Annotated in this window: 19 protein-coding genes; 15 read left to right on the forward strand and 4 right to left on the reverse strand. The window is 50.9% G+C overall.

Annotation, left to right across the window (positions count from 1 at the left end):
- Positions 1–115: 115 nt before the first annotated feature.
- Both J7E85_RS06960 and J7E85_RS06965 read right to left on the reverse strand, forming a co-directional pair.
- Positions 116–2,089: a stalk domain-containing protein gene (locus J7E85_RS06960; RefSeq protein WP_215156291.1), complete on the reverse strand. Its 1,974-nt coding sequence runs from the start codon at positions 2,087–2,089 to the stop codon at positions 116–118.
- A 412-nt stretch (positions 2,090–2,501) separates the two neighbouring features.
- Positions 2,502–2,708, reverse strand: a complete 207-nt coding sequence (locus J7E85_RS06965; RefSeq protein WP_215156302.1) for a DUF5316 family protein — start codon at positions 2,706–2,708, stop codon at positions 2,502–2,504.
- Positions 2,709–3,185: 477 nt separating this feature from the next.
- Here J7E85_RS06965 and rsmD point away from each other — a divergent pair, with 477 nt between their 5' ends.
- Entirely contained in the window at positions 3,186–3,791 is a 606-nt protein-coding gene (gene rsmD, locus J7E85_RS06970; RefSeq protein WP_215156317.1) for a 16S rRNA (guanine(966)-N(2))-methyltransferase RsmD, read from the forward strand.
- The gene (gene coaD / locus J7E85_RS06975) at positions 3,781–4,296 is read left to right on the forward strand and encodes a pantetheine-phosphate adenylyltransferase (RefSeq protein WP_100538183.1); all 516 of its coding nucleotides are present in this window, start codon (positions 3,781–3,783) and stop codon (positions 4,294–4,296) included. Before rsmD ends, coaD begins: the two co-directional genes overlap by 11 nt.
- On the opposite strand, the gene J7E85_RS06980 is transcribed toward coaD, so the two are convergent.
- On the reverse strand, positions 4,274–5,506 hold the full coding sequence (locus J7E85_RS06980) for a nucleoside recognition domain-containing protein (protein WP_215156323.1): 1,233 nt from the start codon (positions 5,504–5,506) through the stop codon (positions 4,274–4,276). The genes coaD and J7E85_RS06980 overlap by 23 nt on opposite strands.
- Positions 5,507–5,619: 113 nt before the next feature.
- Between J7E85_RS06980 and J7E85_RS06985 the strand changes: the two genes are divergently transcribed.
- On the forward strand, positions 5,620–6,660 hold the full coding sequence (locus J7E85_RS06985) for a SepM family pheromone-processing serine protease (RefSeq protein ID WP_215156326.1): 1,041 nt from the start codon (positions 5,620–5,622) through the stop codon (positions 6,658–6,660).
- On the opposite strand, the gene J7E85_RS06990 is transcribed toward J7E85_RS06985, so the two are convergent.
- Positions 6,650–7,885 (reverse strand): nucleotidyltransferase, encoded by a 1,236-nt coding sequence (locus tag J7E85_RS06990; RefSeq protein ID WP_215156330.1) that lies wholly within the window; start codon positions 7,883–7,885, stop codon positions 6,650–6,652. The genes J7E85_RS06985 and J7E85_RS06990 overlap by 11 nt on opposite strands.
- A gap of 197 nt (positions 7,886–8,082) precedes the next feature.
- Between J7E85_RS06990 and J7E85_RS06995 the strand changes: the two genes are divergently transcribed.
- From J7E85_RS06995 to ftsY, 12 genes are all read left to right on the forward strand, one after another.
- On the forward strand, positions 8,083–8,592 hold the full coding sequence (locus J7E85_RS06995) for a YceD family protein (protein ID WP_215156333.1): 510 nt from the start codon (positions 8,083–8,085) through the stop codon (positions 8,590–8,592).
- 53 nt (positions 8,593–8,645) lie between these two features.
- Positions 8,646–8,819 (forward strand): 50S ribosomal protein L32, encoded by a 174-nt coding sequence (gene rpmF, locus J7E85_RS07000; RefSeq protein WP_006211382.1) that lies wholly within the window; start codon positions 8,646–8,648, stop codon positions 8,817–8,819.
- 142 nt (positions 8,820–8,961) lie between these two features.
- The gene (gene fapR / locus J7E85_RS07005; RefSeq protein ID WP_179090709.1) at positions 8,962–9,573 is read left to right on the forward strand and encodes a transcription factor FapR; all 612 of its coding nucleotides are present in this window, start codon (positions 8,962–8,964) and stop codon (positions 9,571–9,573) included.
- Positions 9,574–9,597: 24 nt separating this feature from the next.
- Positions 9,598–10,584, forward strand: coding sequence for a phosphate acyltransferase PlsX (gene plsX, locus J7E85_RS07010; RefSeq protein ID WP_215156350.1), 987 nt, complete (start codon positions 9,598–9,600; stop codon positions 10,582–10,584).
- Positions 10,585–10,592: 8 nt separating this feature from the next.
- Positions 10,593–11,582 (forward strand): beta-ketoacyl-ACP synthase III, encoded by a 990-nt coding sequence (locus J7E85_RS07015; protein ID WP_215156353.1) that lies wholly within the window; start codon positions 10,593–10,595, stop codon positions 11,580–11,582.
- Positions 11,583–11,631: 49 nt separating this feature from the next.
- The gene (fabD, locus tag J7E85_RS07020; protein WP_215156356.1) at positions 11,632–12,564 is read left to right on the forward strand and encodes an ACP S-malonyltransferase; all 933 of its coding nucleotides are present in this window, start codon (positions 11,632–11,634) and stop codon (positions 12,562–12,564) included.
- 46 nt (positions 12,565–12,610) lie between these two features.
- On the forward strand, positions 12,611–13,360 hold the full coding sequence (gene fabG, locus J7E85_RS07025; protein WP_215156359.1) for a 3-oxoacyl-[acyl-carrier-protein] reductase: 750 nt from the start codon (positions 12,611–12,613) through the stop codon (positions 13,358–13,360).
- Positions 13,361–13,469: 109 nt separating this feature from the next.
- The gene (gene acpP, locus J7E85_RS07030) at positions 13,470–13,703 is read left to right on the forward strand and encodes an acyl carrier protein (RefSeq protein ID WP_006211375.1); all 234 of its coding nucleotides are present in this window, start codon (positions 13,470–13,472) and stop codon (positions 13,701–13,703) included.
- A 160-nt stretch (positions 13,704–13,863) separates the two neighbouring features.
- Positions 13,864–15,102: a beta-ketoacyl-ACP synthase II gene (gene fabF / locus J7E85_RS07035; RefSeq protein WP_076325026.1), complete on the forward strand. Its 1,239-nt coding sequence runs from the start codon at positions 13,864–13,866 to the stop codon at positions 15,100–15,102.
- 12 nt (positions 15,103–15,114) lie between these two features.
- The gene (gene rnc / locus J7E85_RS07040) at positions 15,115–15,813 is read left to right on the forward strand and encodes a ribonuclease III (RefSeq protein ID WP_215156376.1); all 699 of its coding nucleotides are present in this window, start codon (positions 15,115–15,117) and stop codon (positions 15,811–15,813) included.
- Between the two features lie 205 nt (positions 15,814–16,018).
- Positions 16,019–19,588 carry a chromosome segregation protein SMC gene (gene smc, locus J7E85_RS07045; protein WP_215156391.1) on the forward strand — a complete coding sequence of 1,190 codons (3,570 nt, stop codon included), beginning with the start codon at positions 16,019–16,021 and terminating at the stop codon, positions 19,586–19,588.
- A 27-nt stretch (positions 19,589–19,615) separates the two neighbouring features.
- Positions 19,616–20,617: a signal recognition particle-docking protein FtsY gene (gene ftsY, locus J7E85_RS07050; protein ID WP_098747111.1), complete on the forward strand. Its 1,002-nt coding sequence runs from the start codon at positions 19,616–19,618 to the stop codon at positions 20,615–20,617.
- Positions 20,618–20,664: the final 47 nt, after the last annotated feature.

A 20,664-nucleotide genomic window follows, 5' to 3' on the forward strand; every position in this document is an offset into this window, starting at 1 on the left:
GTTTTTTTGAAGCGAGAATCGGCTTTATAAAAACAGACCGCTCGAGAAGAGTGGTCTGTTCTTGGGAGAACGAATATTATCCGGTCAGAGGTCTGGCCCCGGCCTGTTACTCATGTTACTTCATAATCAATATAACCTTACCGTTTACGAAAGATACGATATCGAAATTCGAGTACCCCCAGGTTTCAATGGTTTTTCCGCCGCCAGTGGTAATGTCCTTGGCTGCCGGGTTCCCCCATGAAAGCTGCACCTGTTCTTTTGTCATGCCGAGGGAAACCTGGCCTGCTTTAATCTGTTTCCAGACCGATGCGGACCATTTGTATTTTTGATAAGGGTCATAATTTAATAAAGAAGAACGGTCTGCAAACAGCTGCAGCACTTCCGAAGACCGCATAGGATAGCTTTTCACTGTTTTTCCTGATGCCGTTTTGAAGATCACGTTGAATTCGCCTTTGTCGTCCGGCAAAATGTCGGTTACCGATAATTTCGAGAAGCGTTCCAAGTCTTCGAAATCATTCACCCAATACGTTCGGCCGATGAATTTAACCAAGCTGCCTTGCATCGCTTTTTTGATCAAGCCAGCCGTTTCGTTGGAGACAATGGTCATCTCTGCATCGCTTCCGAAGGAGATATTCGTTTGTTTCCACTTGGTATCCCAGCTAATTTTCGCACCCAGAACATCGGATAACACGGCGGCCGGAATCAGCAGTTCGCCTTTGTCGGTGATAGGTGCTGCTTTTAGGCGCAGCGGACTATCATTCAGCTTGGCCTGGTTGCTGCCTGCCGTAAGCGAGAGCACGGTCTCTCCGAACTTGGCCTCCACGGCTCCGTTCTTGGCCGAGTAGGTGCCGCCCAGTGCCTGAATGACGGATTTCGCCGGCACCATGATATTCCCGTTGATCTGTTTTGCATATTTCAAATTGTTGCGCAGGCTGGACGCTACCGTTATCGATTTGGACAGACCACCCGAGGTTACCGTAATCTGTGTCTTGCCAACGCCCGCAGACTTCAGTGTCCCATTCTTCTGCATGTTCATCAAATAAGGCTTCTCTAAATCGATCTGGGCATCTTTAACCGGTACTTTGATCTTGGCCCCGTTCGTGTAAGTCTCCTGGATACTGACTTCCAGGGTACCCCCTACATAAGGCTTGGCATCGGATACCGAAACCGATACGGCCTTAACGACAGGCACATCCACCGATTTGTTCTGTCCATCCTTGTGATGGATCCAGCTTCCGTCAGAGCGCTGCGCATAGAATCCCTCCGATAGATCCTTTGCATCTCCGTAAATGGAGGTTTTTATGATCCCGCTCAGTCCGGAGACCTGCTCCTTGAGCTTCCAGCGGTCTTTATACACTCCGGTTGTCCATACGGTTCCGTCTTGGAGCGTGACAATCAGAAGATCCGTCGGCTCATTGGAAGCATAAACGATATGAGCTGCATTCTGAGCGACGGTAACCGGTATGATGCGCCCGTTATCGTCAAAGTTGGACGTTTCGTATACAACCACGTCACCGTTGTCACGCAATAGGGCTACACGCCCGCTGTGAACCGTCATGGATTTGACCCCTGCCGGGTTCTCCACGATGCCGAGCTTCTTGAATTGTCCCTTTTTGTAGTTATCCTCTAATAGCAGCTCCCCGTTGGAGGACAAGGCGGCAAATTCTTGATCGGCATTGGCGATCAGCAAAATGCCGCTGAGGCTTTTTGCTTTTTCCGAGCCGCCCCATACAGTCCCGTCTGACTTCAGCCAGTAGTAACCCGCTATCTGCTTCACGCCGCTTGTTCCCGGAACGACCTCGGGTCCCTTGCCGATATCCCATTCCACTAATCGCCCATCCTGCGTCATACCGATGCCTTCGTATTCATAACCGCTGATGGCTGTAACTTTACCCGGCGTGCGAATGGCATGTCGCCCGTCAATTAGGGACCACATCGAGCCATCGCTCATCAGGTAGGTGTTCCTTCCCGCAATGTCGCTGATCTGGAGCCTGGACTCTTCTGCAGCAGCGATCCCGTGCGTCGTGCCCGTAAAGCCAAGTCCCACCAGCATGCTAAACAATACGAGAACATACAACGTTCTTCTCACTTACATGACCTCTCTTCACTGTACAATTAGGAATATTTTTCAAACAGCTATATTGATTCGACAAAATGGGTGTTATTCCTGCAAAGGTCGCGTGGGGTTATGGCCAAAAAGAGGAACAAAAAAACGCCCTCCGATATCCGGGGGACGTCTTGTCGGTTAAGTAATATCAGTTCCTCTCAACAGCAATAAAGCCGCGTATAAATCATTCTTCACTATTTCGATTTTGGAGAATTTCCTGAATGTAAGAATAGAGATTAAAGCGATCAAGGCATATTTCATTCTCGTTCGTTCTATTTCTGTATCTTCATTGCTAATAAAACGATTCATGAATCAATTCCTCCCCTTGAAACGGGTGCCTCTGTGCCTTTATTCGTGCGCTGCGTGGTGCGAGCAAATGTTTACATTTGTCAACTTAGCGGAACAAATACACAATACCGGCGACCGCAAGAAATACGAAACCGGCTAATAAGAACCAGTTGGCTACTCTCTCTCTGGATGCGCGGTCGTCCTTGGATTCAGCATAGAAGTTGTCTCTTTGTTGGTATCCCTTAGTAAACGCTCCGGATAGAAGCCCTGCAACCAACAGGCAACCCAATCCTGCATATAAAAACAGGTTCATCACGTGTTCCTCCCATCATGCCCTTTATCGTTAGAACGTTGGCTGAGAGGGATTGGTTATGCTTTTCATATAAGGTTAGGTGAATCGTCTGACTAGAAGGTGAGGATTGATATGGAAAAAAGCCGCTCAACGAGGTGAGCGGCTCAACATAAAAAAAGAACTAAATCCCTGTAATAGACATTGCCGTTACAGGGATTTAGTTCGGGAACCTCCGAAGAGATTCCCTCATGGGAGAGGAGAAACCGGACGAAGAGCTTATGGGGAAACGTAAGTCTTCTCCGCGGTTGTCTACGACATTCATTGATGTCGATATTTCAAGGATGCCCGGCTGCGGTAGAAATATACCTGACTTTGAAAAAAAATGGAGAGACGTTATGTTTCGTTTTTCATATATGGGATGATTGTGTTACGATAATTACTGTCAATGGCGTTGTCTTGGCAATGAATTTATAGATAATGAAACGGGTGAATGAAGCAGTGAGAGTAGTATCCGGAAGTGCAAAGGGCCGGCCGCTCAAAAGTGTGCCTGGTACAAGCACCCGTCCGACGACGGATAAAGTGAAAGAATCCATATTCAGTATGATCGGTCCTTACTTTGAGGGGGGCGTCCTGCTTGACCTGTTCGCAGGCACGGGAGGCCTTGGCATTGAGGCATTAAGCCGGGGGATGGAACGTGCTGTTTTTATTGATGTGGAGCCGAAGAGCATCAGTACGATCAAGGATAATTTGAAGGCAACCAGGCTTGAAGAAGGCGCCGAGGTGTACCGCAATGATGCGGCACGAGCGCTTAAAGCGCTAGAAAAGCGCGGCTACAGCTTCGATCTGGTCTTTTTGGACCCGCCATACAGGTTTAAGAATGGTGATGAGCTGATGTTGGACATGGCAGAGCGAGGTTTGCTGCAAAATTCAGCTGTGGTGGTATTGGAATACGAATCAAGCTACAATTATCCTGAGAAATTTGGTGACTTTTGTTGTTTCCGGACTGCGAAGTACGGAGAAGCCGCCATATCGATATACCGTTACGACACAGCGCAAGATCAAGCGTCAGAGCTTGATGAGGAGGAATTACATGATGACAAATGAGAATACTAGTACATACCGTGTTGCCGTATACCCGGGAAGTTTTGATCCGGTCACCATGGGACATATGGATATTATCACACGCGCTTCCAAGCAGTTTGATCTGCTGATTGTGGCCGTGTTGAATAATCTAAGCAAGAACCCGCTGTTCACGATTGAAGAGCGCAAGGACCTCTTGAGACAGGAAACAGCACATCTTCCGAATGTGGAAATCGACAGCTTCCGTGACCTTCTGGCGAATTATATCCGCCAGAAGAATGCCCAGGTCATTGTACGGGGAATCCGCACGGTGACCGACTTTGAATATGAACTTCAACTAGCATCCACCAATCATAAGTTGAATCCGGATGCGGAGACCATCTTTATGATGACACACCCGAAATATTCGTTCCTGAGCTCAAGTCTTGTTAAGGAAATCGCGCATTTTAATGGAGATACAACGGATCTGGTCAGCCCCGAGGTCCATGCCGCGATGCGCCGTAAATTTAGTGGCGATAACGGTCAATAAAACGGGAACACAGCCAGAACGCCGTTATCAATAATAAGCAGATTACGCCTTGAACCTGCAAGAAGTAAGGCAATCCGCTCCAAAAGTTGAAGTGCTGATCCGCGTTGGCGTGATCCAGCGGTTCCGTTCGGAAGGCTGGTACGATGCCTGCTGAAAGGGCGCTAACCGGTTTCCACATGGCCAGTGTAATTGCAAAGGCGAGCACCGAATGCAAGGCTCGCTTCACCATAAAGTAACGCCAAGAGAGACCGGTCTCCTGCATCAGAGACAGGCTTTGCAGCTGAGCGCTGATTCCACTCCATGCCAGTGCGGCGGACAGTACAGCCAGCTGCAAAATGCCGGCTTGGAATGCCGATGAGCTGATGGATTGGGCTGCCAGATGGGCCTCCAATAGTCCAGATACAAGATAGGGCGGAAGCTGCGGCAGCAAGTGACCGGTCAATACTCTGGTCAGGACGGCGAAGAACAAGATAAAGCCGCCTGTCATCATTAAAGTTTGAACCGAACGGGTAACGGAATCGCCCAGTAACTTGCCAAAGCTCCGTCCATCCCGCTGATGGGCATCCAGAGCAGCAGACACTGCCCTTTTTAAAAGGGGACGTTGGGTAAATTTGCTTGCTCGGACTTTATTTAATGATGCTGTAAACTGCCGTGTTCCTTCTGAAGAAGCCGGTTTATGGAAAAGCCCGAATATCCAAGCGGCCAGCAGTCCGGAAATCCAATGAACGATCAGCAGCAGATAACCAGCTTCCGGTTGATGAAGCAGACCAGTTCCGATGACAACGAGAATGGTCATTGGATTGCAGAAGTGGGATAAAGCGGCGAGCCTTCCGGCCTCATCGGCACGAAGCTCGCCTTGTCTATACATTCCGGATGCGGCCTGCGCTCCTGCCGGGAAACCGGCTGTCATTCCTGCTATAAGAACCCAGCCGCCAGCACCGGGAAGTTTGAATGTTTTTTTCATCAAAGGGTCCAGCAGTACGCCAACTCCATGGGCCCAGCCATAGGCGATGAGTATTTCCACCAGAACGAGAAACGGTAGCAAAGCGGGAAATACGATATTCCACCATAGCTTAAGTGCTTGCAGGGTGGCTTGGAAGGCAGGTTCGGGCGCGCTGACGACAGCCAGTACAAGCAGGAAAGCGGCAGCACCCAGCAGGATGGTGTTCCACAGCCCGTTTGATGACTTGACGGCGTTGTCTTTATTCATAAGGAATCTCCTTTCAGCGTAAACATGGCTAGTACAACTTTATGCAAAGGAGACAACCGTCAGACCAAACTTGGTGGAAGGCTGGATATATAAGGCGGAGGGAAGGAAACTACATGAAGAAGTCTGTAAAACCGAATGGCTTAAAAATTGCGCTGTATTTATTAATGGTTGGGGTCATGCTGTACGTTGTCGTTTATATGCCGACCCCTTATCTTGTATACCAGCCGGGGAGCGCCGAGGAGGTTCGCCCCATGATCAATGTCGAGAAGAGCGATCCGGCGGAAGAGGGCACATTTATGATGACAACCGTGTCGGCAAGCTATGCCAATATGGCTTTGTTAATGATGTCTGCGTTTAATCCCAATTCGGAGGTTGTGAAAAAGGCCGAGAAAATGGGAGATCAGAGTAAGGACGAATATGCAGCCACACAAGTGTATTACATGAATTCTTCCCAGTCCGCTGCAATGGAAGCCGCTTATCAAGAAGCTGGTATTGACTACAGTATCGAGCCTGCTTATGTATTCGTGATGTCGATCTCCGAAAATTCTGCTAATGCCGAGCATTTCCGGCCTGGCGATAAATTGATCAAGATTGATGGGCAGCCGGCAGAGGATAATGAGAAAATTGCCAGCCTGTTAAGCGAGAAAACTATCGGGGAAGTGGTGTCCGTGGAGCTTGAACGCAAGGGGAAAACCGTTAAAGAACAGGTTCAGCTTGTTAGCATTAAGGATGAGAAGACCGGGGCGGAGCGTCCGGGTCTTGGCGTCATGATTGCGACGATGCAAAGCGTAGAGCCGGCGAATCCCGATCACACCATTCATTTTGCGGATACCAATATAGGTGGACCTTCAGCCGGACTGATTTTTACCCTTGAAATTTATAACCAGCTCACCGAAGGTGATTTAAGCAGAGGTTATCGGGTAGCGGGAACGGGTACCATTGACAAATCAGGTGCCGTAGGTCCCATTGGCGGCGTGAAACACAAGATCGTGGCGGCTGACCGGAAGGAAGCCGATATCTTTTTTGTGCCGCAAAAAAATTACGATGAAGCCAAGAAGCGGGCGGACCGAATCAAAACGGATATGAAGCTGGTCCCGGTTGACGATCTGCAGGATGCAGTAGATTATCTGGAGCAGCTGCCGCCTAAGGGGTGAGTGGCGGCAGCAGGTAATCACTGTAGTAATGGCGGATATCCGGCTTAGGGTGTCCGTTGGCGTATACGGCGGCTGCCATCAGGTCCCTCTCCAGCTGAGGATGCTCCAGCGTTGTCGGCTTCTGGATAACAGGTAGCGAGGCGCTCTGCTTCATTCGTTTCAGCAAGGAACGCCCGGTGTCGCTGAAGCCAAGGACCCTGATATATCCCGGACCTTTGGCCAACTCCTCGCGATTCATGGATGCCTTGTCATGATTGAGCATGATGTGCAGGAGCATACGCTGAAGCTTGGTGCGGGTATAACGTTTGGTCTTCAACGCTTCGAGGAGAGCCCCGACCGTAGGCTGCTTCAACTGCGCAAGCATGCGCTGAACACGATATTCCAAGCCTTCGGTAACTTCAAGGAAGCCTTCAAGCTGCGCGGGTGTATGCGTGAGCAGGCATTGAAACAGCGGCTGACGAAACTGTTCCCAGTGGACAGGAGCTAGTCCGCTCTCCATTTCCCGCTCCATGATGCTGTGTGTGAATTCGGGGATGTAAGGTCTGGCTGCTTCCAAGCCCTGTGAAAGAATGATGTTACGGATGGCGGTTGCACTGGCAATGGACGACGCTCCCGGCAAGGGATCGTGGTAGTGTGCGTTTTCTCTTGGAATGGTGTAGGGTGTAATGCGGCTGCCCAGGCGGTGGAGGGCAATCAGGTAGTGCAGGCCCAAGGAATTGTTCGGCTGCGTGAGCAGCTCTTGCAAATGGGCAATTGCAGGTCCGGACTCGCCGAATAGGGCTGCAGCAGCAGCACCGTAAGCGGACGGGAAGTTCATGCCTTCCCGGAGATGCCTTTCAATTTCGGATTGGAGCTCGCCGGATTCGCTGGCAAGCGAACGGGACAGCGGTAGAATCTGCTCCAGCGTACCGCTCTCCGATCCGAAGGAAAGACAGTCCACCACCCCGGTAGCTTCCAGAATAGCTATCGCACCGTATGCAAACCATTCTGCAGGCTGCACGGCATAGGTTACTGGCAGCTCGATGCACAGATCTACTCCCATGGCAAGGGCCATTTCGGCGCGTGCGCGTTTGCCTGCAATAGCAGGTTCGCCGCGTTGGAGAAAAGGACCGCTCATCACTGCAACAACGGCATCCGCCCCTGTTATTTCTTTGGATTTGCGATAATGCAGCACATGACCGTTATGTAAGGGATTATATTCAACGACAATGCCAACCGTCTTCATTAGTTTCAACTCCTTGATAAGAATATAACATAATTACAGGACGTTCCTGCAACAATAAGCTCATCGCCAAATATGGGTGATAATCTCGTTGTAGCGTGGGAAATATCGGGAAACAATCATGGTTCTTTAGGGTTATCCTGTTGACAAAAGTCTTTGGGAATCGGTATAATAATCTTTGTTTGTTTGGAGTGATGGATATGCTAATTCAATTTCGTAAATTGACAACCAGCGATCAACCGTTACAGTTCCATCAAACCGTGGATGTAAGCAATGCCGTTAAGGATCGGAAGGACATTATTGCTGTTCAGCCATTAAACGTGGATTTGACAGCAGCCTCATCGATTTCTGGTACGGTGGATGTTCGTGGACGATTGCAAGGCGAGCTGGAGATGAATTGCTCCCGCTGTCTGAAGCCGATCAGCGAACATGTGCACATCCCTTTTCATGAAGTATTCCAGCCGGTGGAAGATCCTGAATCGATTCAGGATGAGAATGATGACACTACATACGTGCAAGGTGAGAGTGTGGATCTCACTCCCTATGTAGAAGAAGCATTTTTGCTCCACCTGCCGCTAGCTCCGGTGTGCAAAGCCGACTGCAAGGGACTCTGCCCGAATTGCGGCAAGGACCTGAATGAAAGCACGTGCAACTGCGATACGGAAGTGATCGATCCTAGGCTAGCCGGACTGAAGGACTTCTTTAAATGATGATGGATTTGGCACCCGTGTTCAGCGGGTTGAATTGATAAGGAGGTGGGAACATGGCAGTACCTCAACGTAGAACGTCCAAAACACGTCGTGACAAGCGTCGTACTCATTTTAAGCTGGCTGTGCCAGGCATGGTGAAATGCGAGCAATGTGGAGAATTGAAACTTGCTCATCGCGTATGTAAAGTATGCGGAACGTATAAGGCAAGAGAGATCATCAAACAATAATTTTTAAATAAGTAGTACTTCATCTTTGGTGAGGTGCTATTTTTTTTGTCTGAAGTCCCCCTTTCTTTTTAACGTGACATGATTTATACTTAACATTAGTACCAGGTTCTAATATTTGCGACTAATTTACATATATGTATGTTTGAAGAATGGCGGCTTTCATAGCGGCAGAAGGAGTTGTTTCGTCATCGATCGTTTATCCAAGAAAGACCGTCACCAGCGGCTGATTCAGCTGATCGACGAGAATCCCTTTGTTACAGACCGCGAGTTGACTCGCCAGCTTAAAGTGAGCATTCAGACGATACGCCTTGACCGTATGGAACTTGGCATCCCGGAGCTTCGTGAGCGAATGAAGCAGATGGCGGAGCATTCCTATGACCAGGTTCGTTCCTTGTCACTCGAAGAGGTGATCGGGGATGTCGTTGACTTGCAGTTGGACAAGAGCGGAATATCGATATTTGAAATCCGTGAGGAACATGTATTCAGCAAAACGCGAATTGCCCGCGGGCATTACGTGTTCGCTCAAGCCAATTCACTTGCCATTGCCGTAATCAATGAAGAAATCGCGTTGACGTCTTCAGCGGATATACGGTTTTTGAGACAGGTGCGTCTCGGCGAGAAATGCATTGCCAAAGCCTACGTTAGGTCCATTGCCGGCCAGAAGGGAAAGGCCAAGGTGGAAGTGTTTACTTATGTCGCTGATGAAATGGTGTTTCAGGGGAATTTCGTAATCTACCGATCTGCAGGAGAATGACATAAGTAAAGGAGGAAGTTTGGCATGAGAATTGCGATTGATGCGATGGGCGGCGACAACGCTCCTCAGAGTAACGTCGAAGGCGCGCTCATTGCTGCACAGGAATGGAGCGATACTGAGATCATTCTCGTAGGGGATGAAGCGCAGATTGGAGCACTGTTGAAGGACAAACCGTCCAATCTGAAGGTGGTTCATGCAAGTGAAGTCATAGAAGCGGAGGATGAGCCGGTAAAGGCTGTCCGCCGGAAGAAGGATGCTTCAATGGTTGTGGCGGGGCGCATGATTCGCGAAGGTGAAGCCGATGCCATGATCTCGGCAGGCAATACGGGGGCCCTCATGACGACCGGACTACTCGTCGTGGGCAGGATGAAGGGGATTGAGCGGCCTGCGCTTGCGCCAATGATTCCTACTCTCGATGGCAAGGGGATGCTCGCCTTGGATCTTGGAGCGAATATGGATTCGAAGCCTGAGCATCTGCAGCAGTACGCATTAATGGGCAGCCTGTATCGCGAGAAGGTGCATGGAATCACCAAACCTCGGGTCGGGCTGTTAAATGTCGGTACTGAGCCGGGCAAGGGCAATGAATTGACGAAGCATGCTTATCCGTTGCTGGAGGAGCTGCCTATTCATTTTGTTGGCAATGTTGAGTCCCGCGATGTCATGAACGGGGTTTGTGATGTACTCGTATGTGACGGGTTCTCGGGCAATATTTTGCTGAAATCGATTGAAGGAACAGCTGGCGCACTCTTTTCGCTGTTGAAGGAGCAGTTCAGCAAATCCCTTAAGACCAAGATGGCTGCCGCCTTGATGATGCCGGAGCTTCGCAGCCTGAAATCGACGCTCGATTATAAGGAGCATGGCGGAGCGCCCCTGCTTGGTCTGGGCGGTCTGGTCGTTAAGAGCCATGGTTCATCGGATGCGAACGCCATCAAGAATGGGGTTCGCCAAGCGCGGACGGCGCTGCAGAACCGATTGGTAGAGAGTATTTCGAATGAAATCAGCGGGAAGTGAGTGAGGAAATGAACAATTTGCGTTCAGTCGGTATTATTGGCACAGGCAAATACGTACCTGAAAAAATATTGTCAAATCGTGATTTAGAGGAAATGGTAGATACAAGCGATGAATGGATTGTCTCCATGACGGGAATCCGGGAACGGCATATTGCCGCTCCGCATGAAGCGACGTCGGATTTGGCTTACCACGCTGCTGTGAATGCGTTGAAATCAGCCGGAATGAATGCCGAGGATCTGGACTTGATTATTGTGGCGACCATTACGCCGGATATGTTCTTTCCATCGACCGCATGTTTGCTTCAGGATCGGCTTGGAGCCAAAAAAGCGGCGGCATTTGACCTGTCGGCTGCTTGCTCGGGATTTGTATACGGCCTGGCTACAGCTACAAATTTCGTGAAGACGGGCATGTACAACAATGCTTTGGTAATCGGGGTGGACTGCTTGTCCCGCATTACGGACTATACCGACCGTAATACCTGCGTTCTGTTCGGCGACGGTGCCGGAGCGGCGATTGTCGGCGAAGTGCCGGAAGGCCGCGGGTTCCAAGCCTTTGATCTTGGCGCGGAAGGTGCAGGTGGTGCGCATCTGTACATTGAGGCAGGCGGTTCGAGATTACCGGCTTCTGCTGAAACAATTAACACGAATAAACACTTTATTTATATGAACGGCCGCGAAGTGTTCAAATTTGCGGTACGGGTAATGGGATCTGCCACGGAAGCTGTATTATCCAAAGCAGGCATCGACAAAAAGGATATCGACTTATTCATTCCTCATCAAGCCAACATCCGGATTATTAAATCTGCCATGGAGCGTTTGGAGCTTCCAGAAGAGAAAGTCATGATCAATGTTGATAAATACGCCAATACCTCAGCCGCTTCCGTGCCGCTAGCTCTTGTCGAAGCACAGGAGTCCGGCCGCCTGAAAGAAGGAGACAAGGTGTTGATGGTTGGGTTTGGTGGCGGATTAACATGGGGTTCCTCCGTACTTATCTGGTAAACATAACAGCTTTTAGGCCTAGTGAAATAAGAGAAGGGAGCTCACGATTTTGGGTAAAACAGCATTTATATTTCCTGGTCAAGGCGCTCAGTCCGTCGGAATGGGTAAGGATGCCTATGATGCGGTTCCTGCCGCAAGGGATCTTTTTCTAGCCGCGGATGATCAGCTTGGATTTCCGCTCAGCTCCATTATTTTTAATGGTCCTGATGAAGATTTGAAACAAACGGTAAACACCCAGCCAGCTCTACTCGCAACCAGCATGGCTTACCTGGAAGCCATTCGCGGCAAGGGGATCGAACCGGATTACGTTGCGGGCCATTCCCTTGGCGAATACAGTGCACTTGTATGTGCAGGCGTGTTTTCGTTCGAAGAAGCTGTGTCGATCGTTAGAGCCCGCGGAGAATACATGGAGGCAGCCGTTCCCGGAGGTCAAGGCGCAATGGCAGCCGTGCTTGGCGCAGACCGTGCGGCTTTGTCCGAGCTGTGCAAGCGCATTTCGGCAGAGGGACATGTTGTAGAACTTGCGAACATGAACTGCCCGGGGCAAATCGTCATCTCGGGTTCAGCTCAAGGCGTCGCAGCTGCTGCAGAAAGAGTGAAGGAAGCTGGCGGCAAGCGGGCTATCCCTCTGGAGGTTAGCGGCCCCTTCCATTCGACCCTGATGAAGGAGGCGGCTGACCGGCTGGCTAGTAAACTGGAGCAGGCTGCGTTTAATACCCCTTCCGTGCCGGTAGTTGCCAATGTGACGGCGCGTTCGGTGGAGGATGCCGCTGCCATCCGCGGTTTGCTGGTGGAACAGGTATACTCCCCCGTGTTGTGGCATGACAGCGTGGAATGGATGATCGCTCAAGGCGTGGATACCTTCGTCGAGATTGGTCCTGGCAGTGTGCTCAGCGGTTTGATCAAGAAGATTGACAAATCCGTCAAAGTCATTAATGTAAATAGTCTGGACAGCGTCAGCAGTTTGGAGACGGTCGTATAAATAACGATAGATAAAAACCAGATCACTCTGGAAAGGAGGAATAGGTATGAGTGAAGCTCTAAAAGGACAGACTGCGCTTGTTACGGGTGCTTCCCGCGGCATTGGCCGGAGCATTGCTCTCCGACTTGCTGATCTGGGCGCTAACGTTGTTGTCAATTATGCAGGAAGCGAAGCAGCAGCAGCCGAGGTTGTTGCAGCGATTCGCGCAAAGGGCGTATCGGCCATCGCGGTTAAATCCAACGTTGGACGGACCGAAGAAGCCGATGCCATGGTAAAGCAGGTGTTGGAGACTTTTGGTCGAATTGATATCCTGGTGAATAATGCAGGGATTACTAGAGATAATCTAATCATGCGGATGAAGGAAGAGGAGTTCGATCAGGTGATCGAAACAAATCTTAAAGGGGTATTCAATTGCCTTAAGGCGGTGACGCGTCCCATGATGAAACAACGTTATGGACGCATTATCAATATATCCTCCGTTGTCGGAGCGCTTGGTAACCCGGGGCAAGCCAACTATGTTGCGGCCAAAGCCGGAGTCATCGGTCTGACCAAATCAGCAGCGCGGGAATTGGCTTCCCGCGGGATTACGGTGAACGCCGTGGCTCCTGGTTTTATCGATACCGATATGACCCGGGAACTTCCTGAGGACATGCGGGAAGGCCTGCTTGGCGGAATTCCACTCGCCCGACTGGGTCAGCCGGAAGAGATTGCCGGCGTGGTTGCTTTTCTAGCATCTTCCAGTGCATCCTATATGACTGGACAAGTGTTGCATGTGGATGGCGGCATGTATATGTAGACGCCGCTACTGTTCCGGTGCTGACCGCCGGGCATTAAATCGTTTTCAAATGCCTTCTATGGCAATTTGAAGTCATATCTCGTATAATTACCAAGAGGAGGTGAGCCGGATGTCCGATGTATTGGAACGCGTGAAACGCATCGTTATCGACCGCCTGGGTGTTGACGAAGCCGACGTAACATTAGAAGCATCTTTCAAAGACGACCTTGGAGCTGATTCTCTCGATGTAGTTGAATTGGTGATGGAGTTGGAAGATGAGTTTGATATGGAGATCTCTGATGAAGATGCGGAGAAAATTACGACCGTAGGTGAAGTTGTAAATTACATACAATCTCATACCTAAGTCATTACAGTTAAGTCCCGTTCTTTAGCAAGACGGGACTTCTCCACATTCAATCCAAGCTTTAGCACGAACAAGTGATAGATTATTACTGCCTTCGTTATCATGAGTCTGCTTTACGGCCTCATAGATGGACGGGCAGTCCACATAGAGGTGAGTCTGTTTGAAACATAGAGTCGTTGTAACAGGAATGGGAGTCATGACCTCGATTGGTCAAGACCTGGATACATTCTGGAACAGTTTGATGGAAGGCAAGTCTGGCGTATCCCGCATCGAAGCATTTGATGTGAGTGATTACACAACGCAGATTGCAGCATCCATGAAGGATTTTAATCCGGAGGATTACATGGATCGCAAAGAAGCCCGCAGGATGGACCGATTTGTACAGCTTGCGGTTGCAGCCGGTTCGAAGGCGCTTGAGGACAGTGGTCTTGAAATTGGCGTGAATGCCGATGCAGAGCGTGTTGGCGTATCGATCGGATCAGGTATCGGCGGTTTGGGAACTTGGGAGGATCAGCATAATATCCTGCTCGAGAAGGGCCCGAAACGTGTAAGCCCATTCTTTATTCCGATGATGATCGCAAACATGGCCTCAGGCCAGATGTCGATCAATCTGGGAGCCAAGGGTCCGAACACCACACAGGTTACGGCTTGTGCTACCGGAACGCATTCGATCGGCGATTCATATCGTCTGATTCAGCGTGGTGATGCGGATGTCATGATCTGCGGCGGGGCGGAGGCAACCATTCGTCCAACAGGGATGGCTGGTTTCTGCGCTATGCGTGCAATGTCAACCCGCAATGACGAGCCGGAGAAAGCCAGCCGGCCATTCGATACCGGCCGCGACGGTTTTGTAATGGGTGAAGGCGCGGGCGTACTTGTCATCGAATCCCTGGAGCATGCGTTGAAACGCGGTGCCAACATTTATGCCGAGGTGGTTGGCTATGGCCTTAGTGCCGATGCCCATCATATTACCGAGCCGGATCCGGATGGAGCAGCTCGCTGCATGAAGATGGCGATCCGTGACGCAGGCATTGCGCCGGAGGAAGTGGATTACATTAATGCTCACGGGACTTCAACGCCGGTGGGTGACCGCTCGGAAACGAAGGCCGTTAAGATGGCTCTTGGTGACCATGCCTATAAAGTGGCCGTTAGTTCAACCAAGTCGATGACAGGTCATTTGCTTGGGGCTGCCGGCGGGGTGGAGGCCGTTATCTGCGGACTGAGCTTGAAGAACCAAATCATTGCACCAACGATTAACCTGGAGGATCAAGATCCGGAATGCGATCTTGACTACGTACCGAATCACCCGCGTAAAGCTGATTTGGATATCGTCATGTCCAATTCGTTTGGATTTGGCGGGCATAATGCTACGATTATCCTGAAAAAATACGCCGAGTAAGGGGACAGTGTGTTGAGTGGAGATCTGAAGCAGTTACAGCATAAACTTCAAATCCAGTTTCGCAATGCAATGCTGATGAAGCAGGCCTTTACCCACGCATCTTATGTAAACGAACATCGCTTCAGTCAGAGCCAGGACAACGAGCGTCTTGAATTTCTCGGGGATGCTGTTCTGGAGCTGACGGTAAGCGAATTCTTATACAACCTATTTCCGGACCGTCCGGAAGGTGAGTTAACCAAGCTGCGGGCCGCTATCGTATGCGAGCCTTCCTTGGTGCAATTCGCTGTAGGTCTGGATTTTGGTCGTTACGTTCTGCTAGGCAAAGGAGAGGAAATGACGGGCGGTCGAACCCGCCCGGCTCTTCTGGCAGACGTATTTGAGTCATTTGTGGGGGCGCTTTATCTGGATCAGGGATTGGAAGCGGTTCGTCGGTTTTTAAGCGACCATGTCTTTCCCACGGTGACCGTCAACGGTCGTCCGCAGATGAGCGATTATAAGACCGAGCTTCAGGAACTGACCCAGCATCACGGCATGGGCGCACTGGAATATCGTATCGTAGAAGAGCGAGGACCGGCACATGAGCGGGAGTTTGTCTCGGAGGTTTACATGGGAAGCGAATGTCTTGGACGCGGAAGCGGCAGATCCAAGAAAGAAGCCGAGCAGCAAGCAGCGGCAGTAGCCTTAAAGCAGCTGAAACGTGCGGATGCCTAAAGCTTCGCTGATGTGATGACAAACAAAGAGCAAAGAGCAGTCAAGCGGATAACCGGACCCGGATAGGATGACTGTTTTTTGCTCTTTTCGTTGTCTGTCTTTATAAAGCGGACAGCTGCTTATAACGTTGATGGACCTCGTCCAGAGACGGCGGTGAAGCCGATTCTACTTGTGGTACAATAGCAGGAGAGGTGATAGGTCGAATATGTTTTTGAAACGGATCGAGTTAGCAGGATTTAAATCGTTTGCCGACAAGACGGAGATGGAATTTGTCCGGGGAATTACAGCCGTTGTAGGTCCAAATGGCAGCGGTAAGAGCAACATTTCCGATGGGATCCGCTGGGTGCTCGGCGAGCAAAGCGCTAAATCGCTTCGCGGCGGCAAGATGGAGGATATTATCTTTGCCGGGAGTGATGCGCGCAAAGCGGTTAATTATGGAGAGGTCTCCCTTACGCTGGACAACGAGGACCATGTGTTGCCGCTGGATTTTAACGAGGTAACCGTAACCAGACGGGTCCACCGCAGTGGGGACAGCGAGTATTTCATTAATAGGCAATCGTGCCGACTCAAGGATATTACGGAGCTGTTCATGGACACCGGAATCGGTAAAGAAGCCTATTCCATCATCGGACAAGGCCGTATTGAGGAAATTTTAAGTACACGCTCAGAAGATCGCCGGGGGATTTTTGAGGAAGCATCCGGGATCGTTAAATATAAATCTCGTAAAAAAGAGTCTGTGCGCAAGCTGGATGAAACGGAGCAAAACCTGCTTCGTATCCATGACTTGGTCACAGAGCTTGAGGATCAGATCGGACCGCTGAAAGAGCAGTCTGAGAAGGCCATTCGCTACAAGGAGCTTCGGGAAGAGCTGAAGCACAAGGAAATTTCTTTGTATGTGTATCAGATCGAACAGATACATACCTCATGGAGCGAGGCCAATGCCAAGCTGGAGCAGCTGAAGGAAGAGCAGCTTGCTCTGTCCACCGTTGTATCCGCGCATGATGCCAAGCTGGAGAGTGACAGATCAGCGCTGCGCCAGCTGGAGCAGGAAGTTGAGGATCTGCAGAGCCAGCTGCTTCAATTCAGCGAGCTGTTTGAGAAGAGCGAAGGCTATGGCGAAGTGCTCAAGGAACGCCGCCGTAACCTGGAACGTACGCGCGAGCAACTGGAAGAAAGCTTGCAATCAGGCGATCATCGTCTGGGAGAGCGCGTAGGCGAGCTTGCTAGCATGAAGAGCAAGCTGCAGGAGCTCCAGCAGGAATTAACCCAGGTGCGGGATCAGCTGTCAGCGGAAGAAGCGAAGCTGGTGGGCGTAACCGGCGGAATCAGTCAGCAGCAGGAAGAGAGCTTGAAGGGGAATTTGCTAGAGCTTATGAACCAAATGGCTCAAGCCCGGAATGAAATCCGGTATGCGGACCAGCAGCAGGAAGCGCTGGATCGGCGGATGAATCGGGCACAAGAAGAGTCCGGTAAGTGGGAAGCCCTGAAAGAGGATTTGCTCCGCCGCAAAGAGAGCATCGATCGAAGCATTGAACGCTTCGGTAAAGAGATTGCCGACCTCCGCAGCGGTTATATCAGCGAGAGTGAGCGATATCAATCCCTGCAGAAATTGCAGGAAGAGACGCAGGGAGCGCTTCGGAAATGGGAGCAGAAGCGGGAGGCACAAATTTCCCGCCGCGATACCATGAAAGAGCTTCAGGACGATTTTGACGGATTTATGCTGGGTGTTAAGGAAGTGCTGAAGGCATCGCGCAAATCCGTGCTCCATGGTGTCCATGGTGCGGTGGCCGAGCTTATTCGTGTACCGGAAAAGCTGGAGCTTGCGATGGAGACCGCCCTTGGCGCATCGGTTCAGCATATCGTCATGGAGAATGAATCCGTATCCAGGCAGGCGATTGCCTTCCTGAAGCAGCGCCAGTTAGGTCGGGCGACCTTTCTCCCTCTGGACGTCATTCGTCCGCGGAATGTATCCGCATCCGACCGACATTTGGCAGAAGGGGAAGCCGGGTTTGTAGGCTTTGGCTCCGAACTGGTGAAGTATGATTCCAGATACAGCAACATCGTCGGCAGCCTTCTGGGCAATGTCGTGATCGCCGAGACCTTGGAGCAAGCGAACAAGATTGCCGCCAGATTCTCCTATCGCTTCCGCGTAGTCACGCTCGAGGGAGACGTGGTCAATGCAGGCGGATCTATGACAGGCGGTAGTCAGCACAAGAAAACGAACAGTCTGCTGGGACGCAAGCGTCAATTGGATCAGCTCGATCAGGAAATTTCGGAAACCGAGAAGCAGTTGGAGAAGCTGCAGCAGGGCATTGAAGGCGTCCGGAATCAAATGATTGAATCTCAGGATAAGCTGGACGAGCTCCGTAAAGCCGGCGACGATAAGCGGATTGAGGAACAGCAGGCTGCAGGGGACCGCAAGCAGCTTGAGCATGAGCTGCGCCACGTCCTCGAACAAGCCGAGCTGGCAGGGGAAGAGAAGAGCAGTCAAGAGAAGGAAGCCAAAGAGATTCAGGCAAGCCGTGAACGCGCGCAGAAACTGTTGTCCGAGCTGGAGGAAGAAGAGAAATCAACCCATCTGGCCATCCAAGCTGCAGAGTTTGCCCGGAAAGCAAATGAATCGGCGAAGGAAGAGCTTCAGAGTCAGCTGACGAACCTCAAGGTTCGCGAAGGAAAGCTGGATCAGGAAACCTTCTCGCTGGAGGAACAGCTCAAGCGCCTTCAGTCGGATGTCGACAACCATGAGAAGGAGCAGAAGCAGAACCGCACGATGCTGGCCTCCGTTCAAGCAGATCTGAATCAGAACGAAAGCGAAAGCGTGAAGCAGATCGAGGATCTGAACCAGTACAAGCTGAAGAAGGAAGAGGCGACGCAGCAGCTTGAATTCAAACGGGCTGCACGCACCGCGCTAAGCCGGAAGCTGGAGCTGGAAGAGAGCGAAACCAAGGAACAGCGCACGCAGCTGCGGTCCGTGGATGATCAGCTTCGCCAGACCGAGATTGGAGTAAACCGGCTCGATGTTGAGCTTGAGAATATATTGAAGAAATTAAGCGAGGACTATGAGCTGAGTTATGAGCTTGCCAAGCAGCGCTATCCGATTCCGGAAGACATCACTGCCGCTCAGAACGAAGTACGTGACTTGAAAAGGTCGATAACTTCCCTTGGAGATGTCAATCTTGGGGCCATTGAAGAGTATCAGCGTGTCAATGAGAGATATCTGTTCTTGAGTGAGCAAAAGGCGGATCTGGTTGAAGCGAAGACAACGCTATACCAGGTCATTAAGGAAATGGACGATGAAATGTCCAAGCGCTTCAAGCTGACGTTCGATGCGATCCGGCGCGAGTTCGGCACGGTATTTACGAAGCTGTTCGGAGGCGGACGAGCCGACCTGGTCCTGATCGATCCGGATCGATTGCTTGAGACGGGGATCGATATCGTCGCACAGCCCCCTGGCAAGAAGCTGCAAAATCTGCAGCTGCTCTCCGGCGGAGAGCGTGCATTAACCGCGATGGCGCTGCTGTTTGCCATTTTGCAGGTGAAGCCGGTTCCGTTCTGCGTACTGGATGAGGTCGAAGCGGCGCTGGATGAAGCGAACGTGGTTCGATTTGCCCAGTATTTGCGGGAATTCTCTGAACAAACGCAGTTTATTGTGGTCACCCACCGCAAAGGAACGATGGAAGAGGCGGATGTGCTGTACGGCGTCACGATGGAAGAAGGCGGCGTGTCGAAGCTGGTGTCCGTCAAGCTTGAGAATGAGGAAGCGGAGATTGCCTAATTTAACATAACGACATGGAGGGTACGTATGAGCTTTTTTAAGAAGTTAAAAGAGAGCATTTCAAGCAAAACGGAAAACGTAACAAAACAGTTCCGCGACGGACTCGAGAAAACTCGGAAGGGATTTATCGAGAAAGTGTCGGACCTCGTGATCCGCCGGAAAAAGATCGATGAAGAATTCTATGAGGAATTGGAAGAGATTCTAATTGGTGCTGATGTCGGCGTGAATACCGTGATGGATCTGATGGACGATCTTCGTGCCGAAGTGAAGAAACGGCGGATTGAAGATGCTGCCGATCTGCAGCCAGTATTGTCAGAGAAGCTGATGGGACTCCTTCGTGATGACAGCAGCAATGAGCTGCGGGAGAATCCGGATGGCATTACGGTCATTCTGTTTGTCGGCGTTAACGGAGTCGGTAAAACAACTACGATTGGCAAGCTGGCGCATCGTTACAAGCAGGAGGGCAAGAAGGTTTTGCTCGCAGCGGGTGACACGTTCCGTGCGGGTGCGATTGAACAGCTAGAAGTATGGGGAGAACGGGTTGGCGTTGAAGTCATTAAACAGCAGCCCGGCTCAGACCCTGCAGCTGTTATGTTCGATGCGGTTCAAGCAGCCAAGCAGCGGCAAGCGGATGTTCTGCTCTGCGATACGGCGGGACGCCTTCAGAACAAAACGAATCTGATGGAAGAGTTGAATAAAATCTTCCGCGTCATTCAGCGTGAAATCCCGAGTGCCCCGCATGAGGTACTGATGGTCCTTGATGCGACGACAGGACAGAATGCGCTGAGCCAGGCGAAGCTGTTTGGGGAGAAGAGCGGCGTGACCGGCCTCGTATTAACCAAGCTGGATGGCACGGCTAAGGGCGGCATCGTGATCGCGATTCGTCAAGAGTTGAATCTTCCGGTGAAGCTGGTAGGCTTGGGAGAGAAAATGGGCGACCTCCAGACCTTTGACTCGGAGCAGTTCGTTCATGCCCTCTTCGCGGGTTTGATTAAAGAAGAAGAGAATGCTGTAGAACAACAAGACTAGACACTGGTCTAATCGAATATGTATACAGAAGGACCGAAAGATATACT

The organism is Paenibacillus sp. ISL-20, assembly GCF_018613005.1.
Taxonomy (GTDB): Bacteria; Bacillota; Bacilli; order Paenibacillales; family Paenibacillaceae; genus Paenibacillus_AQ.

Excerpts from the sequence above, each read along its gene's own strand:
- J7E85_RS06965 (WP_215156302.1), bottom strand. The coding sequence starts at position 2,708 with ATGAACCTGTTTTTATATGCAGGATTGGGTTGCCTGTTGGTTGCAGGG.
- coaD (WP_100538183.1), top strand. The coding sequence starts at position 3,781 with ATGACAAATGAGAATACTAGTACATACCGTGTTGCCGTATACCCGGGA.
- J7E85_RS06980 (WP_215156323.1), bottom strand. The coding sequence starts at position 5,506 with ATGAATAAAGACAACGCCGTCAAGTCATCAAACGGGCTGTGGAACACC.
- J7E85_RS06985 (WP_215156326.1), top strand. The coding sequence starts at position 5,620 with ATGAAGAAGTCTGTAAAACCGAATGGCTTAAAAATTGCGCTGTATTTA.
- J7E85_RS06990 (WP_215156330.1), bottom strand. The coding sequence starts at position 7,885 with ATGAAGACGGTTGGCATTGTCGTTGAATATAATCCCTTACATAACGGT.
- J7E85_RS06995 (WP_215156333.1), top strand. The coding sequence starts at position 8,083 with ATGCTAATTCAATTTCGTAAATTGACAACCAGCGATCAACCGTTACAG.
- rpmF (WP_006211382.1), top strand. The coding sequence starts at position 8,646 with ATGGCAGTACCTCAACGTAGAACGTCCAAAACACGTCGTGACAAGCGT.
- plsX (WP_215156350.1), top strand. The coding sequence starts at position 9,598 with ATGAGAATTGCGATTGATGCGATGGGCGGCGACAACGCTCCTCAGAGT.
- J7E85_RS07015 (WP_215156353.1), top strand. The coding sequence starts at position 10,593 with ATGAACAATTTGCGTTCAGTCGGTATTATTGGCACAGGCAAATACGTA.
- fabG (WP_215156359.1), top strand. The coding sequence starts at position 12,611 with ATGAGTGAAGCTCTAAAAGGACAGACTGCGCTTGTTACGGGTGCTTCC.
- acpP (WP_006211375.1), top strand. The coding sequence starts at position 13,470 with ATGTCCGATGTATTGGAACGCGTGAAACGCATCGTTATCGACCGCCTG.
- smc (WP_215156391.1), top strand. The coding sequence starts at position 16,019 with ATGTTTTTGAAACGGATCGAGTTAGCAGGATTTAAATCGTTTGCCGAC.
- ftsY (WP_098747111.1), top strand. The coding sequence starts at position 19,616 with ATGAGCTTTTTTAAGAAGTTAAAAGAGAGCATTTCAAGCAAAACGGAA.